We start from the raw sequence: 22,415 nt of genomic DNA on the forward strand, positions 1-22,415 counted from the left end.
TAGGCCTATTCCCACGATTGGGGATAGGCCTATTTATTTGCTGCGAGGCACTGATTTGATATGGCACGGCAGGCTCGGAGGGAAAAAGGATGAGCTGGTTGGCGCGGCTGAAACCGGGGGCGAGCACCAACACCAATCTTCTGGTTGCCGCCCTGATGTGGAGTTTCATCGGTTTCTACCTCATGGTGCGCGGCTACCTTCTGGACCAGCCCCTGCCCGGGATGCTTCTTTTGCTGGCGCTGGGGCTGGGCACGATGAAGGCGTTTTGGCTCATCGAGCGAGCGGCCCGGAAAAATATCGCCCGGATTGTGGCGCGCCCGGATGGCATGTGTCTTGGCGGCGTCTATTCCTGGGGGATGTGGGGGATGGTCGTCTGCATGATGGTTGGCGGCCGCCTATTGCGTAATTCCGCCGTGCCTCCCCTGGTGGTCGGTGTTATATATGTTGCTGTCGGCTGGGCGCTCCTGTTGTCGAGTCGGCTCATCTGGCGGGAGTGGAACGCCACAAAGTCTCTTCGTTGAATGAACAGGTTGTCTTGGTATGGGAACACCTTCCTGGAATAGAGTGGAGGTTGATCGTGCCGCTCTGCGCCATAATTTTCGGCAGGTGCGACATCTGGTCGGCCCGGCGGTGGACATTCTGGCAGTGGTCAAGGCTGATGCCTATGGGCATGGCCTTATCCCCGCGTCCCAGGCCTTTGCCGAGGCCGGCGCCACCTCCTTTGGCGTGGCCGAGGTTGAAGAGGGTGTGCAACTGCGGCAGGCCGGGATAACCGGGCAGATCGTGGTCATGCTTGGGGTGGACCGTCAGGGGGCGGAGGAGGCGGTGGCCCACGACCTCACCCCGGTGGTCTACACCCTGGAAGCCATGGAAGCGCTTGCCGCCTGCGCGGCAAAGGCTGGTTGCCGGAAAGGGGTGCAGATCAAGGTCGATGTCGGCATGGGGCGGCTTGGTCTTCTCCCCCGCGAACTCGAGTCCTTCCTCGCTGCCTTGCGCCGGTTTCCCAATCTCTTCCTTGCCGGGATCGCAAGCCATTTCCCCAAGGCCGACGCGGAAGGCGACGCCACTACCGAAGAGCAGTATAGAGTTTTTCAGGAATTGCTGGCCGGGATTCAAAGTGCCGGTGACGGGCGGATCATCCATATTGCCAATTCCGCCACCCTGATGCGCTACCCGCAGATGCGTTGTGACCTGGTGCGGCCGGGTATTTCCCTCTATGGCTGCTACCCGGCCGACTGGCTGCAAAAGGCGTCATCCCTCGACCTGCGGCCGGTCATGCGTTTTGCCACCACGGTGTTGCAGGTCAAGGAGGTTCCGGCGGGGCAGGGGGTCAGCTATGGCCACAGGTATGTGACCGAGCGTCCCGCCAAGCTGGCGGTTCTGCCGGTGGGGTACGATGACGGCTATCTGCGGCGCATGACGGGCAAGGCCGAGGTGTTGCTGGCCGGGCAGCGGGCTCCGATTCGGGGGATGATCTGCATGAATGCCTGCATGGCCGAGGTGACGGATATCCCCGGAGTCAAGGCAGGGGATACGGCGGTATTGCTTGGATGTCAGGGCGCAGGGGAGATCCGGGCCGAGGAAATCGCCCGCTGGTCCGAGACCATCAACTATGAGATTCTCTGCCTTTTCGGTTCCTGCAACCGGCAGGTGTATTATGACAGCGAAGAACCGGCAACCCCGCCTGTTTGCTGAAAGAAAAATTTTTCCGGATTACCGCGATGATCAAGACACGCTTGAAAACACTGATAGACCACTGCTTTGACCAAGGGGTTGAGGCTGGATTCTGGTCCGCCGCCGCGGCGGGCGGGTATTCCCTGGATGAGCCCAAGCATGCGGGCCAGGGGGATCTGGCCACCAACCTGGCCATGGTGGTTGCGGGAAAAGACAAAAAGAATCCCCGGGCCGTTGCCGCCCAGTTGCTGGAGATGCTTGCCCCCCACACCGATCTGCTGGAGCGGGTCGAAGTGGCCGGGCCGGGCTTTGTCAACTGCTACCTCAACAAGACGGTCTGGCAGTCGGTGCTGCCCGAGGTCTGCGCCAACGAGGCGACCTTCGGCCGCAGTACCATCGGAAAGGCCAAGAAGGTGCTGGTGGAATTCGTCAGCGCCAACCCCACCGGGCCTTTGAGCGTCGGGCACGGGCGACAGGCTGTTCTGGGCGACGCCATCGCCGGCCTGCTTTCCGCCACCGGCCATCAGGTCACCCGGGAATATTACTACAACGACGCGGGCCGGCAGATGCGGGTGCTGGGCGAATCCACCCGGGCCCGGTATCTGGAAGCGCTGGGGCTGCCCTTCACCTTTCCGGAAGACGGCTATCAGGGCCAGTACATCCGGGATATCGCCCAGGCGCTCATTGAGGAGCACGGCGATGGACTCAAAGACGAGCCCGAGGTCACGCCGTTTAAGACCAAGGCCGAGCGGGTCATCTTTGACGACATCAACACCACCCTGCACCGCCTGGGCATCGTCTTTGACAACTATTACAACGAACATTCGCTCTATGAAAACGGCCTGGTTGACGATGTGGTCGCCTCCCTGCGGGAAAAAGGGCTGGCCTACGATCAGGACGGGGCGGTGTGGTTCAAGGGCACCGAGTTCGGCCTGCCCCAGGACCGGGTGATCATCAAGTCCACCGGCGAGCCCACCTACCGGCTGCCGGACATGGCCTATCACCGGGAAAAGTTCAAGCGCGGCTTCGACTGGATGGTCGACATCTTCGGCTCCGATCATATCGCCACGGTGCCGGATGTGCTGGCCGGGGTCAAGGCCTTGGGCTATGACCCGAGCAAGGTGACCGTGGTCCTGCACCAGTTCGTCACCCTGCTGCGCGACGGTCAGCAGGTGAAAATGTCCACCCGCAAGGCCAACTTCGTCACGGTGGACGAGCTGCTCGACGAGGTCGGCGCGGATGTGGCTCGCTTCTTTTTTCTTATGCGCAAGGCGGACAGCCAGTTGGAGTTTGATCTGGATCTGGCCACCAAGACCAGCCAGGAAAACCCGGTCTACTATGTCCAGTACGCCCATGCCCGGCTGCACAGCATCCGCAGGCAGGCCGAAGCCAAGGGGGTTGTTCTGGGAAGTTTGGCGGATGCGCCGATCGGGAGACTCACCCTGGATGACGAGATTTTGCTGCTCAAGGCCATGGCCGGATTTCCCGGGCTGGTGGAGGGCGCGGCCCTTGATCTGGCCCCGCACCGGCTTGTTTTTTTTCTCCAGGACCTTGCCGGGCAGTTTCATAGCTACTACAATAAGCACCGGATTGTTTCCGAGGATGAGGAGTTGAGCCGGGCCCGTCTCTGGCTGGCCATGGGCTTGCGCATCGTCCTGCGCAATGGCCTTGGTCTGATTGGGGTGAGTGCGCCGGAATCCATGTAGGGCTTTGGAAATGTCCTGTTAAAAAGATCAGCATGAGGAGGCGTTGCCTGGCAACGGATAATCTGGGTATGACCGCACCAAAGCAGAAAGGCAGATTTGGATTTGTTATCCGTTTTGAACTGGGGCTGTTGGGGATGTTCAGCCTGACCCTGGTCACCGGCTGCATTTTTTTCTGGATGTTCATTATCGGCATTTGGGCCGGGCAGACCATCCTTCAGCCCGCCCCGGGAGAGGTGGCGAAATCCCCGTTGGCAAAGCTTGCCGGGGCGCTTAAGCCTGGAAAACAGGATACTGTCGATTCCGGCGCCTCTTCCGCGCAAAAAGAAAACATGGAGCCGACAACCGAGATGCCGGTGGAATCCGCCCCTGCTTCCGAAACGGAATGGGCCGAAGCAGAACCTTCTTTCTTTGCCCTGCAGATCTCCGCTGTCCGTGACCAGGACCGGGCGCAACAGGATGTCGCCGAATGGCGCGGCCGTGGCTATGAGGCGTTTTCCCTGCCGCCGGAGGACGAGGATGATCCTTTCATTCGGATTTACGTAGGGAAATTCGACAAGCTGGCCGATGCCAACCAGCTCATCGCCAAGCTGGAAAAAGAGGAGAAGGTCAAGGCCTATATCGCTCTGTTGCCTGCTTCCCGGTTGAAATCCCCCTGATTCTTTTTGTGTGAAATCTTTTTCTTTGCGGGCTGGTATGGTAGAACGAACGGGTTCCTGCCAGCCAGCGGGGCGGAAAAGGTGAGAGGTTGTCATGATTGTTGAAATCGCACAAAGCCGCGATTACAGCAGGAAACGAAAGTGACCGGCGACGGTTGTTGCCTCGCACTCTTTGATTCAGTATTACGGACATGTGGATTGTTTCCCTTTTTGCGAGGTTGTCATGATTCGTGATGCCAGAATGGACGATGTGAAGGTGATGTACGCCCTGTTGCAGCATTTTGCCAACAAGGGCTTGCTGCTGGGGCGGTCCTTGAGTTCCCTCTACGACCAACTGCGGGATTTCAAGGTTTTTGTCAAGGACGGCGACGATGCCGCGGCCGGACAGATGCTCGGCATCTGCGCCCTGCATGTCTGCTGGGAAAACCTGGCGGAAATCCGCTCCCTGGCCGTGACGGAAGAAGCCCAGCGCCAGGGGATTGGCCGGCAGCTTGTGGAGGCTTGTCTGGCCGAGGCGGATCATTTCGGCATTACCAGAGTCTTCACCCTGACCTATCAGCCTGTTTTTTTTGAGCGGCTCGGGTTCAGGCCTATTGATAAGAACGAACTCCCCCACAAGGTGTGGAGTGACTGTATCCAGTGTCCGAAATTTCCGGACTGCAACGAAGAAGCCCTGATCTGGGAAAGATAAAGGAATAACCGTTCCGCGCACCGCATCCGCGGCCCTGCGGCACGGGGACAAAAAAATGCTGATCGCGCCGGGGTGTGCCTTGTCGCATGCTTTCGGCGTTGACCTTCTGGAGTGGAAATATGCTTGCTTCTGTTTTGAAAAAGGTTTTTGGCTCCAAAAACGAACGGGTGCTCAAGTCCATTCAACCGCTGGTGGCGGCGATCAACCAGTTGGAGCCGGAGATCCAGAAGCTTGATGACGCTTCCCTGGTGGCGAAGACCGTGCTTTTCAAGGAGCGGCTCGCCGCCGGAGTACCCCTCGACAGCCTGTTGCCCGAGGCCTTTGCCGTCTGCCGGGAGGCGGCCTGGCGGGTTTTGGGCATGCGGCATTTCGACGTGCAGCTCATCGGCGGCATCATCCTCCATCAGGGCAAGATCGCCGAGATGAAAACCGGCGAGGGAAAAACCCTGGCCGCCACTCTGCCGGTATATCTCAACGCCCTCACCGGGCGCGGGGTGCATGTGGTCACGGTCAACGATTATCTGGCCCGGCGCGATGCCGAATGGATGGGCAAGCTCTACCGCTTTCTCGGGCTTTCCGTCGGCTCCATCCTGCACGAGATGGATGACGCGGCCCGGAAGGAGGCCTATGGCGCCGATATTACCTACGGAACCAACAACGAATTCGGCTTTGATTATCTGCGCGACAACATGAAGTTTGACCTCAAGGATTTCTGTCAGCGCGAGTTCCATTACGCCATTGTCGACGAGGTGGACTCCATCCTGATCGACGAGGCCCGCACCCCTTTGATTATCTCCGGCCCGGCCGAGATGTCCACCGAGCTCTACGAGCGCGCCGACCGGATCATTCCCAACTTCAAGGTGGACGAGCATTACACTCTGGATGAAAAGGCCCGTTCGGTCTCGCTCACCGAGGAAGGCGTGGCCCTGGGCGAGAAACTCGTCGGGGTGGACAACCTCTACGACCCCCGGAACATCGAATGGCTGCATCACCTGAACCAGGCCTTGAAGGCCAATGTCCTCTTCAAGCGGGATGTGGATTATCTGGTGCGGGACGGCCAGGTGGTGATCGTGGACGAGTTCACCGGGCGAGCCATGCAGGGCCGCCGTTTCAGCGATGGCCTGCACCAGGCCCTGGAGGCCAAGGAGCGGGTCAAGGTGGAGCGGGAGAACCAGACCCTGGCCTCCATCACCTTCCAGAACTACTTCCGGATGTATGAGAAGCTCGCCGGCATGACCGGCACCGCGGATACCGAGGCGGCGGAATTCAAGAAGATCTACAACCTCGACGTGGTGATTATCCCCACCCACAACACCATGATCCGCAAGGATTATGCCGATGTCATCTATAAAAACGCCAAGGCCAAGGATCGCGCCATCATCCGGGAGATTCAGGAGCTGTACAAAAAGGGCCAGCCCGTGCTGGTCGGCACCATCAGCATCGATGTTTCCGAAAAAATCTCCGCCATGCTGAAGAAGGTGGGCGTGCCCCACGCGGTGCTCAACGCCAAGCAGCATGAGAAGGAGGCCGAGATCGTCGCCGATGCCGGACAGAAGGGCAAGGTGACCATCGCCACCAACATGGCCGGCCGCGGCACCGACATCAAGCTGGGCGAGGGGGTTACCGAGCTGGGCGGGCTGCATATTTTGGGCACCAGCCGTCACGAGAGCCGGAGGATCGACAACCAGTTGCGCGGCCGTTCGGGCCGTCAGGGCGATCCCGGTTCTTCCCGTTTCTATCTGTCGCTTGAGGACGATCTGTTGCGGATCTTCGGCTCGGACCGGATTTCGGGCATCATGGACAAGTTGGGCATGGAAGAGGACGAGCCCATCGAACACACCATGATCAGCCGGGCCATTGAAAACGCCCAGCGCAAGGTGGAGGGGCATAACTTCGATATCCGCAAGCACCTGCTCGAATACGACGATGTGATGAACAAGCAGCGCGAGGTTATCTACCGCCAGCGCCGCGAGGTCTTGGGCTCGGATGATGTTCACGAGGTGATCACCGACATGTTCCCGGAACTGGCGGAAATGGTGGCGGGCGAGTTCGCCGAGACGAGAATCCCCTCGGAGGAGTGGGATTGGAATGGGGTTGCCGAGAGAATGTTCGCTCTGTTCGGCTTTGCCGGGGAGTGGAGCGAGGAAGAGAAAAAGGATCTCGAACCTGCCGCCTTTGCCGACCTGATTCTTGCCGCCTTGACAGACCGTTTTGCCGCGCGGGAGGAGGAGATCGGCGAATTGAACATGCGCCACCTGGAACGGGTTGTCCTGCTGCAGATTGTGGATCACCTCTGGAAAGAACATCTGCTCAACATGGATCACCTCAAGGAAGGCATCGGTCTTCGGGGCTATGGCCAGAAGAACCCGTTGGATGAGTACAAGAAGGAAGGCTTCAACATGTTCGGCGAGATGATCAACGCCGTAAAAACCCAGACCGTCAGCACCCTGTTTCGCCTGCAACTGGTACGGGACGAGGAGGTGGCCGAACTGGAGCGCGAGCAGCGGGAGCAGCGCCAGCCCATGCAGCTCAGTCGCGGCGCCGAGGGAGAGGACGAGCACAAGCCGTTTTCCCGCGAAGGCGACAAGGTGGGGCGCAACGCCGACTGCCCCTGCGGCAGCGGCTTGAAATACAAACGGTGCTGCGGCAAGAGCAGCGGGAAGACGTGATATGGCAGCGGAAAAGTTTTCAGTTCAGGGGTTCAGGGCGGCGGCGGTCAACTCCGGCATTCGCGGTAAGGATCGGCTCGATCTTGCCCTGATCGTCAGCGACAAGCCGGCCGTGGTGGCCGGGGTGTTCACCGCCAGCCTGGTCAAGGCGGCGCCGGTGCTTCTCGACATGGAGCGGTGCAAAACCGGCAAGGGGCAGGCCATTTTGGTCAATTCCGGCATTGCCAATGCCTGCACCGGTGAGGAGGGCATGCGTCTGGCCCGGCTGACCACGGCCATGGCGGCGGATGCCTTGAATATCGCCCCGGAGCTGGTGCAGGTTTGCTCCACCGGCATCATCGGCCAGCAACTGGAGCTTGCCTGTTTTCAGCGGGGGATTCCCAAGGCGGCCCAGGCTCTTGCCGTCGATGGCCTTGTTGATGTGGCCCAGGCGATCATGACCACCGATACCTTCCGCAAGATTGCGGTGCGCACCGCCCTTATCGACGGCAAGCCGGTCAAGCTTCTCGGGATGGCCAAGGGCGCGGGCATGATCATGCCCAACATGGCCACCATGCTTTCCTTTATCCTCACCGATGCCAAGATCGATCACGATCTTCTCCAGAGCACGCTGAAAAAGGTGGCGGCCAAAACCTTCAACGCCATCACCGTGGACGGTGACACCAGCACCAACGACACGGTGCTGGTGCTGGCCAACGGCCTGGCGGAGCACCCGCCCATTGCCGAGGACCGTCCCGAGGCGTTGCGCGCCTTTGGCGCCGCCTTGGAAGATCTGTGCAAGGAGCTGGCCCTGATGATCGTCCGGGACGGGGAGGGCGCGACCAAGCTGGTGACCATCCGGGTCCGGGGCGCGGCTTCGGACCTCCAGGCCGATCAGGCGGCCCGGACCGTGGCCAATTCCAATCTGGTCAAAACCGCCTTCTTCGGCGAGGATGCCAACTGGGGCAGGATCATCGCCGCCCTGGGCCGCTCCGGCGCGCAATTCGACCAGCAGCAGGTGGATATCGCCTTCGACGAGGTGTTCATGGTGAAGCAGGGGGTGGGCCAGGGCAGTGAGGTGGAGAAACGCGCCACCGAGGTGCTCAAAAAACCGGAGTTCGTGGTGACCATCGACCTGCATGCCGGCGAGGGGAGCAAGGATATCCATACCTGCGATTTTTCCCTGGATTACGTGAAGATCAACGCGGATTACCGGTCATAGGGCGACGCCCTATGGCTGAGTGCTGAGTAACGAGCACTCGGAACTCAGCACTCGGAACTCGGCGTATAAGGGCTGTTGATGAATAAACTGAAAAGCACAATTTATTCATCAACAGCCCACAAACTCCTTTTTTTTGCCCTGCTCGTCGCCGTCATAGCCATCGGCCTGCTCCATCTTTTTACCCCCGGCGATCTGCACTTCTATCACAACACCTACCGGCGGCTCAGTTATTTTCCCATTGTGCTGGGCGGTCTCTGGTTCGGCGTGCGCGGCGGCCTGGGTCTGGCCCTGCTCTCCTCCATCGCCTTCATCCCCCATGTCCTCCTCTATGTCGGGCACGGCTCGCAGGCCGTGAGCGAGCTGATGGAGATCATCCTCTATCTGGCGGCCGGTCTGCTGGTCGGGGTGATCTCCGGACGGCAGACCCGGTTGCGCGAACGCTATCGGCAGTTGTCCGAAAAACTGCAGGCTTCCTATGTCCGGCTCCATGATGAAACCGTTCAGCTCATCGAGGCGGAGGCCCGGCTGGCCGCGGCCCAAAAGTTCTCCGCCCTTGGCAAATTGTCCGCCTCTCTGGCCCATGAGATAAAGAATCCCCTTGCCTCCATCAAGGGCACGGCGGAAATTCTTCGCGATGAATTTACCGGGGATCATCCGAAGCGGGAATTCGTGGATATCCTGTTCAAGGAAACAGGGCGGTTGCACGACACGGTGGAGGAAATCCTCCGTTATGCCAAGGGGCGGCCCCAGGAAAGAGAAGAGGCCTTGGAGCCGCTTGCCGCGGTGGCGCACCATGTCGGCGCTTTGCTGGAAAGGCAACTGCGGGAAAAACAGGTGCATTTTTTCCTGCCGGAGAACGATGAGGCCCAGCATCTGCTGGTGGAAAGCGCCAAGTTCTCCCAGATTCTCTTGAATCTTGGCCTCAACGCCCTGGAAGCGGTCGATCCGGGCGGCCGGATCTGGCTTTTGGCCGAAAACGGTGCGGACGGAGGGTGGCGGATTGCTGTCTGCGACGACGGACCGGGCGTGCCGGAGGCGGAAAAGGAACGGATATTTGAGCCGTTTTATTCGGGCAAGGGGGACGGCACCGGGCTTGGCCTGCTGATCAGCAGGAAAATAGTGGAGAGCTACGGCGGCAGCCTTCGGGCCACGGACCGGCCGGGGGGCGGGGCGTGCTTCGAGATTCTGCTCCCCCCGAAAAACGGCGCGGATCCTGGACAGGCAGGCTAAGGGCGGAGGCGAGGCGATGAAACCCCGGATACTGTTGATTGATGATGACGCAAGCCTGCGGCGGGTTACGGAGTACAACCTGAGCAGCGGTGGTTTCACCGTGCTTGGCGCAGCATCGGGCCGGGAAGGACTGGCGCTTTTTCATCGGCACAACCCGGATCTGGTGATCACCGATGTGCAGCTTGGTGACCTGGACGGCTTGCAGGTCCTGGCCGCGGTGAAAAAGGAGTCGCCCCATACTCCGGTGCTGGTGATCACGGCCTTCGGCTCCATCGAGCTGGCGGTCAAGGCCATGCAGGAAGGGGCCTTCACCTTTCTGGCCAAGCCATTCGACCGGGAGGCTCTGCGGCTTTCCTGCCGGAAAGCCCTGGAGATGCGGCAACTGCACGAGCAGAAACAGCAGCTCAGCGGCGAGGTCAACCGGCTCACCGGCACCGAGGGGATGGAAACCGCCAATTCGGCCATGGCCGAATTGCTCGATACTGCCAAGCGGGCGGCCAACAGCGAGGCCACCGTCCTCATCGCCGGAGAATCCGGCACCGGCAAGGAGGTGCTGGCCAGGCTCATCCATCAGCACAGCCCCAGGGCGCAGGGTCCCATGGTGGCGGTGAACTGTGCGGCCATCCCGGAAAACCTGCTGGAAAGCGAACTCTTCGGCCATGTCAAAGGCGCCTTCACCGGGGCGGTGAGCAATCGCAAGGGAAGGTTTCAAGCCGCGGCCGGCGGCACCCTATTTTTGGACGAAATCGGCGAGTTGCGGCTGGATCTGCAGGCCAAGCTGCTCCGCGCCATCCAGGAGAGAGTGGTCTCCCCGGTCGGCGCGGATGCGCCGGAAGCGGTGGATGTCCGGTTGATTGCCGCTTCCAACCGGGATCTCTATGCAGCCATCGGCCAGGGAACCTTTCGGGAGGATCTCTATTATCGGCTGGGGGTAATTCTTTTGCATCTTCCGCCTCTGCGGGAACGGCGGGAGGATATTCCAGGGCTGGTGTCACATTTTCTCCTGAAAGTGGGCGCTCCCGCCGGGGTGCGCTTTTCCGCCGAAGCCTTGGCCAGGCTCAAGGCGCATCCCTGGCCCGGCAATATCCGGGAGCTGCAAAATATTGTCGAGCGGGCGGTTATCCTGCGCCGGGGGCTGCTCATCGAGGCGGATGAACTGCAGCTTGCTGCCTGCCCCCAGCCTGCAATGGAAAACGGGATTCCGGAAATCCCGGATGAGGGGCTTTCCCTGGAAGCGGTTGAGCAGGGGTTGATTAAAAAAGCCCTGGCCAAGGCCAACGGCAATCGCTCCGAGGCTGCCCGGCTGCTGAAGATTCCGCGCCATGTCCTGATCTATCGTCTGGAAAAATTCAAAATCTGATTGTCCTTGTTCAGTGGAGAATATTCTGTAAGCATCTTGGCGAATATTCTCCATAACTTCACTGTCTCCATCGCTTTCATTTTCGAGTCACCCCTGTAAAACCTGCCGGGAAAAGGGCTGCCGTGCTCTGTGTCGCGGTGGCATGGGCCTTGCTTTGTCTGGATGGCATTGCAAGGAGGCAGGCGGCGGGAATGGGTGCAAGAACCGGACGCGTGAAGCGATACATCTTCGGAACAGTGGGGTTGCTCGGCATTCTGGCCGGAATCTGGTGGGGGATTGGCAATACCCATTTCACTGCCTGGAAGTCAAAAAACACCATGCTTGCGGTGCGGGCGCACCCTGGAATGACCGGCGAAGAGCCAAGGGCACAGGCCTGCTCCGATTGCGATCAAAACGTCTGTCCTGCAACGGCGGCGTCCTGGCGTGAGCTGTTCAGGAAAAGGTTTGGCGATACTGATGCCGAAAAAAGGAAACAGGGAGATGCGCGATGAAAAAAACGGCTGGAGTGCTTGTGGCGGTAACGATGTCTGTGGTGCTGGCCGGTGCTGCCATGGCCGGTTTGTGGGGGGGCAAGGTGAAGACCCTGACCCCGGCCAAGGGGAGGCTGGAAATCCCCGTGGCGTCCATTGCTGACGGCAAAGCCCACCATTTCAAGGTGCAGGCCGGCGATGGGGTGATGGTGACTTTTTTTGTGCTGAAAAGCAAAGACGGCGTTATCCGGTCGGCCATAGACGCCTGCGATGTCTGTTACCGCGCGGGCAAGGGCTACGAGCAGAGCGGTGATGAGATGGTCTGTCTCAACTGCGGCATGCGTTTTGCCTCGAACAGGATCAACGAGGTGAAAGGAGGCTGCAATCCGGCTCCCCTGGCCAGAACCATTGAAGGCAACACGCTGGTGATTGCCATGGCCGACATCGACCGGAACAGTTGGTATTGCACATATAAAAAGTAAGGAGCAACACTACGGATGGCGTACGATCTTGAAAAATACCGGGAAAAGCGGGAGCGGGTTCTGGGGGTGAAAAAACGGGGGATGGGGTTCGGCCGCGTGGCCACCCTGGTCTCCCTTGCCATTCTTCTCGGCCTGGGAATGGTTGTCATCCCCAGGTCCATCGCCTTTTTGAAAAATCGCCAGCTTGAGGACGCAATTTACAAATTGTCCGGAGAGCGGGCCGCATCGGAACGGGTGCTGGCGGAACTCACAAAGCAGGAGGGGGTGCGCGAGGTGGTGATGGACGGTCACGGTTCGCGGGTTGTCATTACCTTCAACAAAGGGGTGCTTGACACGGCAAGGATTTCCGCTTTTTTCCTGCAGCAGGGGGCGCAGGCGGTGCTGCTCAATGAGGTCGGCCACCACCAGCGGCTGCACACCATGAAAAAGGAGGCTGAGGCGACCGGCGGCCAGTAGCGGCGGCCGCGCTTACGCGGAGAAAAAACAGATGAAGCTCTATCATATCTCGTATAGCAACCTCAAGCGCCGCAAGGGCAAGGTGATTTTTCTCGTGCTCGGCCTGGTGCTGGGGATCGCCACCATTGTTACCCTGTTGTCCATTACGGAGAGCATGACCCGGGACATCGAGGAAAGGCTGGACCGGTTTGGGGCCAACATCGTCATGGTTCCCAAAAGCGAAAATCTTGCCCTGAGCTATGGCGGCATCACGGTGGGGGGCGTGAACTACGCAGTCCAGGAGTTTAAGGAACAAGACCTCACGGGTATCCGAGAAATTGAAAACCGCGAGAATCTCGGGGCGGTAGCCCCCAAGGTTCTCGGCGCGGCTCAGGTCATGGGGCGGCAGGTGCTCCTGATGGGGGTTGATTTTGCGGTGGAGCTGCCGCTGAAAACCTGGTGGCATCTGGACGGCGCCGCTCCGGCGGCTTCGGGGGATCTGGTTGCCGGGGCGGAGGCGGCTGCGGCATTGCATCTTGCCATCGGCGATACCCTGCCGCTTGGCCCCCGGACCTTCACGGTGACTGCCATCCTCCAGCCTACAGGTGCCGCGGAAGACGGCATGATCATCGGCGATCTTCATGCCGTGCAGGAAGTCCTGGGCAAAAAAGGCGTCGTTTCCCTGGTGGAGATCGCTGCTTTCTGCCGGGATTGTCCGATCACCGAGCTGGTTTTGCAGATCGCCGAGAAATTCCCCAACGCCAAGGTCACGGCGCTCAGGCAGGCGGTGATGGCCAAGATGCAGTCCATCGAGCTGTTCAAGGCCTTCAGCTACGGCGTTGCCGGGCTGGTGATCTTCATCGGTTCGCTTTTGGTTTTTGTCACCATGATGGGGGCGGTGAACGAGCGGACCCGCGAGATCGGCATTTTTCGGGCCATTGGTTTTCGACGGGGGCATGTCATGCAGATCATTCTGCTGGAAGCCATTGTGGTCGGTTTTGTCGGCGGCTTTTTGGGTTTTGCCGCCGGCAATCTCATCGCCTGGTCGATCTTGCCTGTGGTCATCCCCAGCGGAACCTTTGCCGGGGTGAATCTTCCGCTCGGCGGACTGGCCATACTGCTTTCCATTTCCCTCAGCCTGCTGGCCAGTCTCTATCCGGCCAGGAAGGGCAGCAGTCTTGACCCCAGCGAAGCGCTGCGGGCCTTGTAAGGAGATAAGCGGCCACAGGGCACCGCATCTGCTTTGTCATCGACCTGTCCGCATACCTGATGTATAGCGGACAGGTCTCTTCCGCGCATCTGCGGCACCCTGTGACCGCTTATTTCGGGGGTATCATCAGGCCCTGTAAGGAGGAGTCATGCCAGCAAAAGAACAGGCAGCACAGCATCTCATTGAGATCAGGGATATCGGCAAGGATTACCAGGTCGGGGCGAACACGGTGAGCGCCATCCGGCACATGCATTTTCAGGTGGACGATGGCGAGTTCATCAGCATCATGGGACAGTCCGGCTCCGGAAAAAGCACCTTGCTTGCCGTGCTCGGCGGGCTCAATCATCCGAGCCGGGGGCAGGTTCTGGTCGATTCCCTGGATGTCTATGGGCTGAGCAGCGAACAGCGAGCCGATTTTCGCAGCGAGTATATCGGCATCATCTTTCAGTCCTTTCAGCTCATCCCCTACCTGACGGTACTGGAAAACATCAAGCTGCCCATGGCCATCACCGGCATCTCGGCCAAGGAGCAAGACGGCATGGCCCGTTCGGTTCTTGAAAAGGTCGGGCTCGGAGCCAAGGCACCCCGCTTGCCGGACCAGCTTTCCGGCGGTGAGCAGGAACGGGTCGCCATTGCCAGGGCCATTGTCAACCGGCCGCCCATCCTGTTGGCCGATGAGCCCACCGGCAGCCTCGACAGCGAGACCGCGGAAGGAGTTATGGGGCTGCTCCGCCAGTTGAACCAGGAGGGGTTGACCGTCATCATGGTGACCCATAATCCGGACGCCTGCCGCCATGCCGACAGGACCATTCTGGTTCGGGATGGTCTCTGTCTGCCCCAGTGAATTCAGCGCTGTTTTTTAGTATCAAAGGATAATTACCTTTGACACTATTCTCCTGAAAATTATACAATAAATGCTGTGTAGGTGTTACTACCTATCCATTGTGCTTTCGGCGTCCGGCTTTCGGTCGGCGCAGGAAGGTTCCTTGTCGTGTCTGTATGGGGCTCCGGATTCTCCGGAAAAAGCAAAAAACAATACAGCGAGGAGAGATGTTATGGGAAGCAGCATGAAGAAAATCGGGATGATGGGTCTGGCTCTGTTGGCCAGCGCCATGTTTGTTGCAGCGGCGCACGCGGAAATCAAGGTCGGAATCCTGGCCCTGCGGGGCGCGCCCAAGGTCATGGAGGAATGGGCTGCCACCGGGGAGTATCTCACCGGCAAGATGGGTGAGCCGGTCACCATCATGCCTCTGGAGTTCAACGCCATTGAGCCCATGCTCAGGGACGGAAAGATCGATTTCATGCTGGCGAACTCCGCCTTTTTCGTGGAGATGGAAAAGCTCTACGGCGCCAAACCGGTGGCCATGCAGGTCAACTCGGCGGGCGGTAAGCCGGTCAAGGAGTTCGGCGGGGTGATCTTTGTGCGCAAGGACAGCCCCATCAATACGCTCTCTGATCTCAAGGGCAAGAAGTTCATGGTGGTCAAGGCTTCCTCCTTTGGCGGCGGCCAGATGGCCCTGCGGTTGTTGCTACAGAATGGCATCGACTACAAGAAGGATTTCGCCGAGTTCAAGGAAGGCGGCAAGCATGACAACGTGGTTCTGGCCGTGAAGAACGGGGCCATGGACGCCGGCACCGTGCGCACCGACACCCTGGAGGCCATGACAAAGGAAGGCAAGATCTCCATGGCCGATTTCAAGATCATCAACCCGATCAAAGACGGCTTCCCTTTTGTCCGCAGCACCGAACTGTATCCCGAGTGGCCCATGGCCGCGGCAAAGCATGTTGACGCCGCCAAGGTTAAAAAGTTCGGCGACGCCCTGTTGGCGGTAAAATCTGATTCCGATGCAGCCAAAAAGGCTGGGATCATCGGCTGGGCGCCGCCTGCGGATTTTAAAAGCGTGCGGGAATGTTTGAAGGCGCTTAAATATGGGGCGTTTGCCAACTAGACCGAGGTGTTGAGGATTCACGCCTTGCTGCGCGGTGTTGGCAAGCGGGGGGCGCCATTGCGGCCGCCGGGCGAGGCGTGGTCCGCTAAAAAATAGTATCTGTTATCACCCACAAAGGAGAACGCATGCGCATCAAAATTATTCTCGCAACAGCCCTCATCATTGCATGTTTCGCTGCCCCCCTATTTGCGGCGGAAACCTATGTTTTCGGAGTACATCCCTATAAAAATCCGGCGGAGCTGGCAAACATTTTCAAGCCTTTGATCTCCCTGCTTGAGGCGGAAACAGGCGCAAAAGTCTCTTTTCGCAGCGCCAAGGATTACGAAGCATTCAATCAAGCCATCCTCAAGGGGGAGATTGACATTTTTTTCATGGGGCCGTCGATCTACGCCGAACTCTCAAGCTTGCATCCGGACAAGGTGCGCCTGGTGGCCACGGCTCTCAGCAAGGGCAAGCCGACCTTTAAGGGTGTGATTGTGGCGAAGAAGGATGGTCCCATTAATTCCCTGGCCGATCTCAAGGGCAAGAAAATGGCCTTTGGCGACCGCGATTCCACCCTTTCCTGTTATATCCCCGCAGCAATGCTGATGGATGCGGGAGTCTTTGATTCCATGAAGTATGATTTTACCGGGAAGCACGAAAACGTGGCCAATTCCGTATTGCAAGGTGGGCATGACGCCGGCGGCCTCAAGCCGGATGTCGCCGAGAAATTCATGGGCCAGGGACTCAAAGTGATCGCCGAGAGCGCGCCCGTGTACGAGCATGTCATTGGCGTTGGCCCAAAAATTGACGGCGCCACCATGAAAAAGATCCAGGCTGCGCTGATCAATGGGAAAGATCCGAAGGTGTATACCTCGATCCAGAAAGATTATACCGGTTTTGCCGTTACCAAACCGAGCGATTATGCCAGTCTGTTTGGCATTATCAAAAAGGTTGACGCCAAGATGGCCAAATAATTCTGCAACGATACAATCGCATATCCAGCAAGGGGATCGTGAATGGCTTCGAAAAATAGAGGAATTGCCGCCAGATTCATTCTCATCGTTTCAATCCTGGCGCAGGCTCTGATGGTGGTGCTGGCGGTGGTGGCTATCTTCACCGCCAGCAGTTCACAGAAAAAGCAGGCGGACGGGTTCATCAACCGGCTGAAATCCGAGCAGGCGGAACAGGAAAAACTGCTGGCCGGGAAATTGAGGCAAAAAGGGGAATCCGTCGCCGCGCTTCTGGCGCAAACCGGATCGGCTCTGATCATCGGCTATGATTTCGATTCCATGACCAGGCTTGCCGTCAACGCCAAGAACGACGAAGACGTTGTTTCCGTGGTTTTTTACGGCAAGGACAAGAGCGTGCTTGCCGAGGCCAAGGGCCAGGAGCAAGCCAAGGAGACCCTGCACAAGGAAATCCTCTTCGACGGCAAGGGAATCGGATTTGTCGAGGTGGGCTTGAGCTTTGCCGGGGTGGAGAAAAATTCCGAGGAAGTTTCCCTCCGTATCGAGGAAATGGTGCGGACCACCCAGGAGGAACTGACCGCGGCTTCCTGGCGGTTGGGGATTGTCATCCTTCTTTCCATCGGTTGCGTGGTGCTGGCCCTGTGTTTCGCGGTGTATTGGAGTCTGTCCCATTTTGTCATCACCCCGGTCGGCAAAATCATTAATGGGTTGGAGGACTGCGCCACTCAGGTGACTTCCGCCTCGGGTCAGCTTTCCTCTTCGGCGCATACCTTGGCGGAAGGCGCCTCCGAGGAGGCTGCTTCCCTGGAAGAGACTTCCGCCTCCCTGGAAGAGGTTTCGACCATGGCCCGGCGCAATGCCGACAATGCCGCCGAGTGCAATTCGCTCATGCGCGAGGTGAATACGGTGATGGGCAAGGCCAATCAGTCCATGGCCGCGCAAACCGTGGCCATGGAAGAAATTTCCAAGGCCAGCGAGCAGACCTCGAAGATCATTAAAACCATTGACGAGATCGCCTTCCAGACTAACCTGCTGGCCTTGAACGCCGCGGTTGAGGCGGCCCGGGCCGGCGAGGCCGGGGCGGGATTTGCCGTGGTCGCTGACGAGGTCCGCAATCTGGCCATGCGGGCGGCGGAAGCGGCTCGCAACACCGCGGAGCTTATCGAAGGCACGGTGAAGAAGGTGAAGGAGGGAGAGGAGTTGTTGGTGCAAACCAACGAGGATTTCTGCGAGGTTGCCGAGGTCGCGGCCAAGGTGGGCAGTCTGGTTGACGAAATTGCCATTGCCTCCGGGGAACAGACCTCCGGGCTTGATCAGGTCAACGCGGCGATCACCGAAATCGACCGGGTGACCCAGCAAACCGCAGCCAGCTCGGAAGAGGCGGCCAGCGCCTCGGAGGAATTGAGCGCCCAGGCGGAGTACATGAAAAATCATGTGGAAGATCTGGCGGTGCTGGTCAGCGGCGGGGTCAAGAAAAGCAGCAGTGCGTTAAAACGACCGCCGGAGGCAGGCAGGCAAAAGACCTCCCGCCAGGGCGCACACAGGGCGCTGGCGGCGCCGCCAAAGGCGAAGGTTGCCGCCAAGGCTCTGCCGCCAGCCGCAGCCGGCAAGAAAAAGGCTGAAGAAGTGATTCCCTTTGAAGATGAAAAGTTCGAGGATTTTTGATCCCTGCCTGTGAGAGCAAGAAAAAGCCCGCCTTGAAAGAGGCGGGCTTTTTTTATCGGTTGTACTTCTCCTCGCAGGCGAGAAGGATCTCCTGCCGGGCATCGTCAAGCACCTTCCTTGCCTCTGTCACATCCTGGCCGATCTGGGCTGCCAGTTCTCCCGCGCCGGAAAATTTCTTTTCCCCGCGCAGGAAACGGAGCAGGTTTATCTTGATCGGTTTTCCGTAGATATCCTGATTGAAGTCAAAGATATGGGTTTCGGCGGAAAGTTTTTGCCCCTCAAAGGTCGGGTTGTAGCCGATGTTGAGCACGCCGCCGTAGCATTTGCCGTCGTAGATCACCTGGGTGACGTACACGCCCAAACGCGGGCAGAGATCTTCCTCGGCAATGGCGAGGTTGGCGGTGGGAAAGCCCAGCAGGGGGCCACCCCGTTGCTTGCCCATTTTTACCTCGCCCCGGATCTGGTAATAGCGGCCCAGCAGTTTCTTGACATCGGCCATCTTGCCCAGCCCCACCAGCTCCCGGATTTTGGTGCTGCTGGCCAGCATCCCGTCCACATAGTAGGGCTCCACCACCGAGACCGTGAACCCCTTGGCCTTGCCTTGCTCCTGCAGAAAGGGGATGTCGCCCTGGCGGCTCTTGCCGAAAGCGTAGTCGTACCCCACCACCAGGTCCTGGACGCCGATGGTTTTGCGCAGGACTTGGTCCACAAAGGTCTCGGCCGGGGTGTTGGCAAATTCCCTGGTAAAGGGGAGGATGATCAGCGCATCGATATTGGCCAGGGCGATGAGCTCTTTTTTCTGTTCGGCGGTGGAGATGAGCTTCAGGCCGATGTCCGGACGGACCACCTTGAGCGGATGCGGCTCAAAGGTCACAACCACGCTGGTGCCCTTGTTTTGATAGGCGCGGCTCACCACCTCGGAGAAAAGAATTTGATGGCCCAGATGGACGCCGTCAAAGTTGCCGATGGTGACGGCGGCCCTGGGGAAAGGGGCTGGTATGTCGCTGATGTTTGTGAATATATCCATGGTGATGGGCGTCCTGATTGAGTGTGCGCATACAATAGGCGACAACCGGGAAAAGGTCAAGCCGCCGGACAGAGAGATTTTTTATGAAGGCTCTTGTAAATTTTCTTGACAAACACCACCCGGAAAAACTATTATCGCCTCTCACGATGTGCCGAAGTGGCGGAATTGGTAGACGCGCTAGGTTCAGGGTCTAGTGGGGGTTTCCTCGTGGAAGTTCGAGTCTTCTCTTCGGCACCATCTTGAAAATTTGTGCGGTGAAAAATCTGGTCATGCTTCGGCATGGCCTTTTTTTTTGCCCTGCGCGATGATCTCTTCTCCCGGCCGGCGAGCGCCTGCCCTTTCGGTTTCCCCACGTTTCCGCCTCTCTTTTTGTTGACCTGGCATGGGGGATCCATGCTATAATACCGGCATTTCCCCAAGGATATCTCAACGGAGCCGCACAGTATATGGATATAGCTACCCTTATCGGCCTGGTTATGGGCTTCGGGGCCGTGATCGGCGGCCAGCTTCTTGAAGGCGGCCACATCGATGCCCTTCTTCAGCCCACCGCGGCCCTTATTGTTTTGGGAGGAACCTTTGGCGCAACCTTTGTCTCCTTTCCCCTCCCGGATCTGCTGCGGGCCTTCAGCAGCGCAGCCACGGCTTTTTTCCCCCAGGAAGAAGACCCGGAGGATCTGATCGGCAAGCTGGTCGGTTTTGCCAGCACCGCCAGAAAGAACGGCCTCATAACCCTGGAGCAGGACGCGCAGCGGGTCAAGGACCGCTTTCTGGGCCAGGGACTGGAAATGGTGGTGGACGGGATGGATCCCGAGGAGGTCATGGCGGTCCTGCAGATCGAACTCACCAATTTCGAAGAGCGCCACAAGGTCAGCGCCGAGGTGTTTGAGGCCGCCGGCGGTTTTGCCCCGACCATCGGCATCATCGGCGCGGTTCTGGGCTTGATCCATGTCATGAACAATCTCTCCGACACCTCCAAGCTCGGAGCGGGAATTGCCGTGGCCTTCGTGGCCACGATCTACGGCCTGATGACCGCCAACATCGTCTGCATCCCCATCAGTACCAAACTCAAGAAACGATTGAAGGAGCAGATCCTGCAACGGGAAATAGTGATTGAGGGGTTGCTTGCCATCCAGAAAGGCGAAAATCCCCGGATGATCGAAAAGCGGTTGCGCGGCTTCACCCTGACCAGCGGGGTGCTGATCTACAGCAGGGGCGCCGGCGGTTCATGAGCAGTAGCCATTGAATGGCTACCGAATTGTAGTGATCTTGGGGAACGATTGTCATGAGCAGACTGAAGAAGAAAAAAGCCCATGAAAAGGAACCGAATCTGGAGCGGTGGCTTGTTTCCTACGCGGATTTCATCACCCTGCTTTTCGCCGTCTTTGTCATGCTCTATGCCATGTCCATCGTGGACCAGAAGAAGATGGAGGAGGTGCAGGCCTCCATCCAATCCTCCTTTTCCGGGCCGCAAACGTTAACTCCGGCCCTCAAGGTTATCGGCAACAAGGATTTTGGCCTGATCCCCGAAGCGGTGGAGCCGCCGGTGCCGGTCCAGTCCCAGGATGAGGCCACTGCCGCCGCCGAGGCCCAGGAGTTCAGCCAGATCAAAAATGATATCCAGAACAATCTCCAGGAGTATGGCGCCAAAAACGAGGTGCAGTTGACTGTCAACGAACGGGGGCTGGTGATCAGCCTGAAAGAGGCTGGGTTTTTCCCCTCCGGCACCGCCAAGGTGCAGCAGCATGCTCTGCCCCTGCTGGACAAGATCGCCATCTCCATCGCCCGCTATGACAATACCCTCCGCATCGAGGGGCATACGGACAATGTGGCGATCAACTCCCCGGCCTTTCCCTCGAACTGGGAACTCTCCACGGCCCGCGCCAACAGCATTGTCCATTATCTCATCGAGAAACACGGTTTCAAGGGAGCCAAGCTTTCGGTGACCGGGTATGCCGAATACCGGCCGATTGCCGATAACGCCACCGAAGAAGGGCGGAAGCTCAACCGGCGGGTTGATATTGTCATGCTCTCCAGCAAGGGAGCCCAAGGCGAGGCGCTGAAATTCGACGGGGAATAACGGATGCGCTGGCACTCCGGGGAGAGGGTCGTGCGGAAGCATGATCCCGGCTCCCAGTGGGTGCCGGTGGGGGTGACTCCGGAGGAGGAGTTGGCCAATCTCTGGTCCCTGGTGCTGCATGCCGCGGATATCGAGCATGGTCTCCGCCATGGCGAAACGGGCTGGCAGCTCCTGGTTGCGGAGGAAAACATCTCCGAGGCCAGGGAGGAATTGCTTCTTTTCTCGGAAGAAAACCGGAATTGGCCGCCGGAACGGACAGCACGGTCCGGGCAGGAGGCCATTGTCGAGAACTCGCCGCCCGTGCTGCCGGTCATGGGGGCGCTGGTTGTTTTTCATGCCGTCACCGGCGGCGGGGAGGGGCGCGGCCTCTGGTTCGACCTCGGCGCCCTCGACAGGGCCCGGGTGATGGACGACGGCCAGTGGTGGCGTCTGATCACCGCCCTGACCCTGCATGCCGACAGCGCGCACCTTCTGGGCAATATTTTCTTCGGCGGGTTGCTGGTCCACGCCCTGTGCCGGCATCTAGGCAGCGGTATTGCCTGGTTCTCGGTGTTGCTCGCCGGGGTTCTTGCCAATGCCATCAATGTACTCCTGCACGGCGAATCCTATCGTTCCGTTGGTTTTTCCACTGCGGTTTTCGGCATGGTCGGCATGTTGAGCGGCATGCGTTTGCGCAGGATCGGCGGTTGGCAGGAGATGGTGCTTGCCTTGGGCAGCGCGGCAAGCTTGCTGGCGCTCATGGGGGCCTCCGGAGAGAGAACCGATCTGGGCGCGCATTTTTGGGGGGTTGCTGTCGGCCTGCTGGTTGGGGTGCTCCTTGGCGCGCTCGGATTTGCCGGAAAACGGGTTCTTGCTCCCCTTGGCCAATGGCTGCTTTTTACCGGCAGCCTGGCAGCGGTGCTCTGCTGCTGGCTGTACGCCCTGTATCCTTGGGAAGGGTGGTGGTTTGTCAAATGATGTGCT

General features: G+C 59.0%; 21 protein-coding genes and 1 tRNA gene. 21 read left to right on the plus strand and 1 reads right to left on the minus strand.

Features of this window, described 5'->3' with window-relative positions; translation table 11 throughout:
- The first annotated feature begins 89 nt into the window (after positions 1-89).
- The 17 genes from MWR57_RS09320 (at position 90) to MWR57_RS09400 (ending at position 18,348) form a co-directional block, all read left to right on the plus strand.
- Positions 90-521, plus strand: coding sequence for a hypothetical protein (locus MWR57_RS09320; protein WP_423124540.1), 432 nt, complete (start codon positions 90-92; stop codon positions 519-521).
- A gap of 19 nt (positions 522-540) precedes the next feature.
- Complete coding sequence (gene alr, locus MWR57_RS09325) at positions 541-1,695, plus strand: alanine racemase (protein WP_423124541.1); 1,155 nt, start codon at positions 541-543, stop codon at positions 1,693-1,695.
- 26 nt (positions 1,696-1,721) lie between these two features.
- Positions 1,722-3,380, plus strand: a complete 1,659-nt coding sequence (gene argS, locus MWR57_RS09330; RefSeq protein ID WP_423124542.1) for an arginine--tRNA ligase — start codon at positions 1,722-1,724, stop codon at positions 3,378-3,380.
- A gap of 68 nt (positions 3,381-3,448) precedes the next feature.
- Complete coding sequence (locus MWR57_RS09335; RefSeq protein WP_423124543.1) at positions 3,449-4,036, plus strand: SPOR domain-containing protein; 588 nt, start codon at positions 3,449-3,451, stop codon at positions 4,034-4,036.
- A gap of 223 nt (positions 4,037-4,259) precedes the next feature.
- Complete coding sequence (locus tag MWR57_RS09340) at positions 4,260-4,727, plus strand: N-acetyltransferase (protein WP_423124544.1); 468 nt, start codon at positions 4,260-4,262, stop codon at positions 4,725-4,727.
- Positions 4,728-4,846: 119 nt separating this feature from the next.
- Positions 4,847-7,396, plus strand: a complete 2,550-nt coding sequence (gene secA / locus MWR57_RS09345; RefSeq protein WP_423124545.1) for a preprotein translocase subunit SecA — start codon at positions 4,847-4,849, stop codon at positions 7,394-7,396.
- A gap of 1 nt (position 7,397) precedes the next feature.
- Positions 7,398-8,597 (plus strand): bifunctional glutamate N-acetyltransferase/amino-acid acetyltransferase ArgJ, encoded by a 1,200-nt coding sequence (gene argJ, locus MWR57_RS09350; protein ID WP_423124546.1) that lies wholly within the window; start codon positions 7,398-7,400, stop codon positions 8,595-8,597.
- A gap of 78 nt (positions 8,598-8,675) precedes the next feature.
- Positions 8,676-9,827 (plus strand): sensor histidine kinase, encoded by a 1,152-nt coding sequence (locus tag MWR57_RS09355; protein ID WP_423124547.1) that lies wholly within the window; start codon positions 8,676-8,678, stop codon positions 9,825-9,827.
- Between the two features lie 16 nt (positions 9,828-9,843).
- Entirely contained in the window at positions 9,844-11,187 is a 1,344-nt protein-coding gene (locus MWR57_RS09360) for a sigma-54-dependent transcriptional regulator (RefSeq protein ID WP_423124548.1), read from the plus strand.
- 191 nt (positions 11,188-11,378) lie between these two features.
- Complete coding sequence (locus tag MWR57_RS09365) at positions 11,379-11,678, plus strand: hypothetical protein (protein ID WP_423124549.1); 300 nt, start codon at positions 11,379-11,381, stop codon at positions 11,676-11,678.
- On the plus strand, positions 11,675-12,139 hold the full coding sequence (locus MWR57_RS09370) for a Fe-S-containing protein (RefSeq protein WP_423124550.1): 465 nt from the start codon (positions 11,675-11,677) through the stop codon (positions 12,137-12,139). Before MWR57_RS09365 ends, MWR57_RS09370 begins: the two co-directional genes overlap by 4 nt.
- A gap of 15 nt (positions 12,140-12,154) precedes the next feature.
- Positions 12,155-12,595: a hypothetical protein gene (locus MWR57_RS09375; protein ID WP_423124551.1), complete on the plus strand. Its 441-nt coding sequence runs from the start codon at positions 12,155-12,157 to the stop codon at positions 12,593-12,595.
- A 31-nt stretch (positions 12,596-12,626) separates the two neighbouring features.
- The gene (locus tag MWR57_RS09380) at positions 12,627-13,784 is read left to right on the plus strand and encodes an ABC transporter permease (RefSeq protein WP_423124552.1); all 1,158 of its coding nucleotides are present in this window, start codon (positions 12,627-12,629) and stop codon (positions 13,782-13,784) included.
- 148 nt (positions 13,785-13,932) lie between these two features.
- Positions 13,933-14,628, plus strand: a complete 696-nt coding sequence (locus tag MWR57_RS09385) for an ABC transporter ATP-binding protein (protein ID WP_423124553.1) — start codon at positions 13,933-13,935, stop codon at positions 14,626-14,628.
- A 211-nt stretch (positions 14,629-14,839) separates the two neighbouring features.
- Positions 14,840-15,733, plus strand: coding sequence for a phosphate/phosphite/phosphonate ABC transporter substrate-binding protein (locus tag MWR57_RS09390; protein ID WP_423124554.1), 894 nt, complete (start codon positions 14,840-14,842; stop codon positions 15,731-15,733).
- Positions 15,734-15,858: 125 nt separating this feature from the next.
- Positions 15,859-16,689, plus strand: a complete 831-nt coding sequence (gene phnD, locus MWR57_RS09395; protein ID WP_423124555.1) for a phosphate/phosphite/phosphonate ABC transporter substrate-binding protein — start codon at positions 15,859-15,861, stop codon at positions 16,687-16,689.
- 42 nt (positions 16,690-16,731) lie between these two features.
- Positions 16,732-18,348 carry a methyl-accepting chemotaxis protein gene (locus MWR57_RS09400; RefSeq protein WP_423124556.1) on the plus strand — a complete coding sequence of 539 codons (1,617 nt, stop codon included), beginning with the start codon at positions 16,732-16,734 and terminating at the stop codon, positions 18,346-18,348.
- A 52-nt stretch (positions 18,349-18,400) separates the two neighbouring features.
- Here the strand turns inward: MWR57_RS09400 and MWR57_RS09405 are convergent, their stop codons facing one another.
- Positions 18,401-19,375, minus strand: coding sequence for a bifunctional riboflavin kinase/FAD synthetase (locus MWR57_RS09405; RefSeq protein ID WP_423124557.1), 975 nt, complete (start codon positions 19,373-19,375; stop codon positions 18,401-18,403).
- Between the two features lie 150 nt (positions 19,376-19,525).
- On the opposite strand from MWR57_RS09405, the gene MWR57_RS09410 reads away from it, so the two are divergent.
- From MWR57_RS09410 to MWR57_RS09425, 4 genes are all read left to right on the plus strand, one after another.
- Positions 19,526-19,612, plus strand: a tRNA-Leu gene (locus tag MWR57_RS09410).
- Between the two features lie 209 nt (positions 19,613-19,821).
- Entirely contained in the window at positions 19,822-20,604 is a 783-nt protein-coding gene (locus tag MWR57_RS09415; RefSeq protein WP_423124558.1) for a flagellar motor protein, read from the plus strand.
- 53 nt (positions 20,605-20,657) lie between these two features.
- Positions 20,658-21,452 (plus strand): flagellar motor protein MotB, encoded by a 795-nt coding sequence (locus tag MWR57_RS09420; RefSeq protein ID WP_423124559.1) that lies wholly within the window; start codon positions 20,658-20,660, stop codon positions 21,450-21,452.
- Between the two features lie 30 nt (positions 21,453-21,482).
- A complete protein-coding gene (locus tag MWR57_RS09425; RefSeq protein WP_423124560.1) occupies positions 21,483-22,409 on the plus strand; it encodes a rhomboid family intramembrane serine protease in 927 nt (308 codons plus the stop codon).
- The last annotated feature ends 6 nt before the right edge of the window (positions 22,410-22,415 follow it).

Origin of the sequence: Hydrosulfovibrio ferrireducens, assembly GCF_046883345.1 — a bacterium.
GTDB classification, from domain to species: domain Bacteria; phylum Desulfobacterota; class Desulfobulbia; order Desulfobulbales; family Desulfurivibrionaceae; genus Thiovibrio; species Thiovibrio ferrireducens.

Bases quoted from the DNA above. Each gene is read 5' to 3' on its own strand.
- MWR57_RS09320 (WP_423124540.1), top strand. From the start codon at position 90: ATGAGCTGGTTGGCGCGGCTGAAACCGGGGGCGAGCACCAACACCAAT.
- alr (WP_423124541.1), top strand. From the start codon at position 541: ATGGGAACACCTTCCTGGAATAGAGTGGAGGTTGATCGTGCCGCTCTG.
- argS (WP_423124542.1), top strand. From the start codon at position 1,722: ATGATCAAGACACGCTTGAAAACACTGATAGACCACTGCTTTGACCAA.
- MWR57_RS09335 (WP_423124543.1), top strand. From the start codon at position 3,449: ATGACCGCACCAAAGCAGAAAGGCAGATTTGGATTTGTTATCCGTTTT.
- MWR57_RS09340 (WP_423124544.1), top strand. From the start codon at position 4,260: ATGATTCGTGATGCCAGAATGGACGATGTGAAGGTGATGTACGCCCTG.
- secA (WP_423124545.1), top strand. From the start codon at position 4,847: ATGCTTGCTTCTGTTTTGAAAAAGGTTTTTGGCTCCAAAAACGAACGG.
- argJ (WP_423124546.1), top strand. From the start codon at position 7,398: ATGGCAGCGGAAAAGTTTTCAGTTCAGGGGTTCAGGGCGGCGGCGGTC.
- MWR57_RS09355 (WP_423124547.1), top strand. From the start codon at position 8,676: ATGAATAAACTGAAAAGCACAATTTATTCATCAACAGCCCACAAACTC.
- MWR57_RS09360 (WP_423124548.1), top strand. From the start codon at position 9,844: ATGAAACCCCGGATACTGTTGATTGATGATGACGCAAGCCTGCGGCGG.
- MWR57_RS09365 (WP_423124549.1), top strand. From the start codon at position 11,379: ATGGGTGCAAGAACCGGACGCGTGAAGCGATACATCTTCGGAACAGTG.
- MWR57_RS09370 (WP_423124550.1), top strand. From the start codon at position 11,675: ATGAAAAAAACGGCTGGAGTGCTTGTGGCGGTAACGATGTCTGTGGTG.
- MWR57_RS09375 (WP_423124551.1), top strand. From the start codon at position 12,155: ATGGCGTACGATCTTGAAAAATACCGGGAAAAGCGGGAGCGGGTTCTG.
- MWR57_RS09380 (WP_423124552.1), top strand. From the start codon at position 12,627: ATGAAGCTCTATCATATCTCGTATAGCAACCTCAAGCGCCGCAAGGGC.
- MWR57_RS09385 (WP_423124553.1), top strand. From the start codon at position 13,933: ATGCCAGCAAAAGAACAGGCAGCACAGCATCTCATTGAGATCAGGGAT.
- MWR57_RS09390 (WP_423124554.1), top strand. From the start codon at position 14,840: ATGGGAAGCAGCATGAAGAAAATCGGGATGATGGGTCTGGCTCTGTTG.
- phnD (WP_423124555.1), top strand. From the start codon at position 15,859: ATGCGCATCAAAATTATTCTCGCAACAGCCCTCATCATTGCATGTTTC.
- MWR57_RS09400 (WP_423124556.1), top strand. From the start codon at position 16,732: ATGGCTTCGAAAAATAGAGGAATTGCCGCCAGATTCATTCTCATCGTT.
- MWR57_RS09405 (WP_423124557.1), bottom strand. From the start codon at position 19,375: ATGGATATATTCACAAACATCAGCGACATACCAGCCCCTTTCCCCAGG.
- MWR57_RS09415 (WP_423124558.1), top strand. From the start codon at position 19,822: ATGGATATAGCTACCCTTATCGGCCTGGTTATGGGCTTCGGGGCCGTG.
- MWR57_RS09420 (WP_423124559.1), top strand. From the start codon at position 20,658: ATGAGCAGACTGAAGAAGAAAAAAGCCCATGAAAAGGAACCGAATCTG.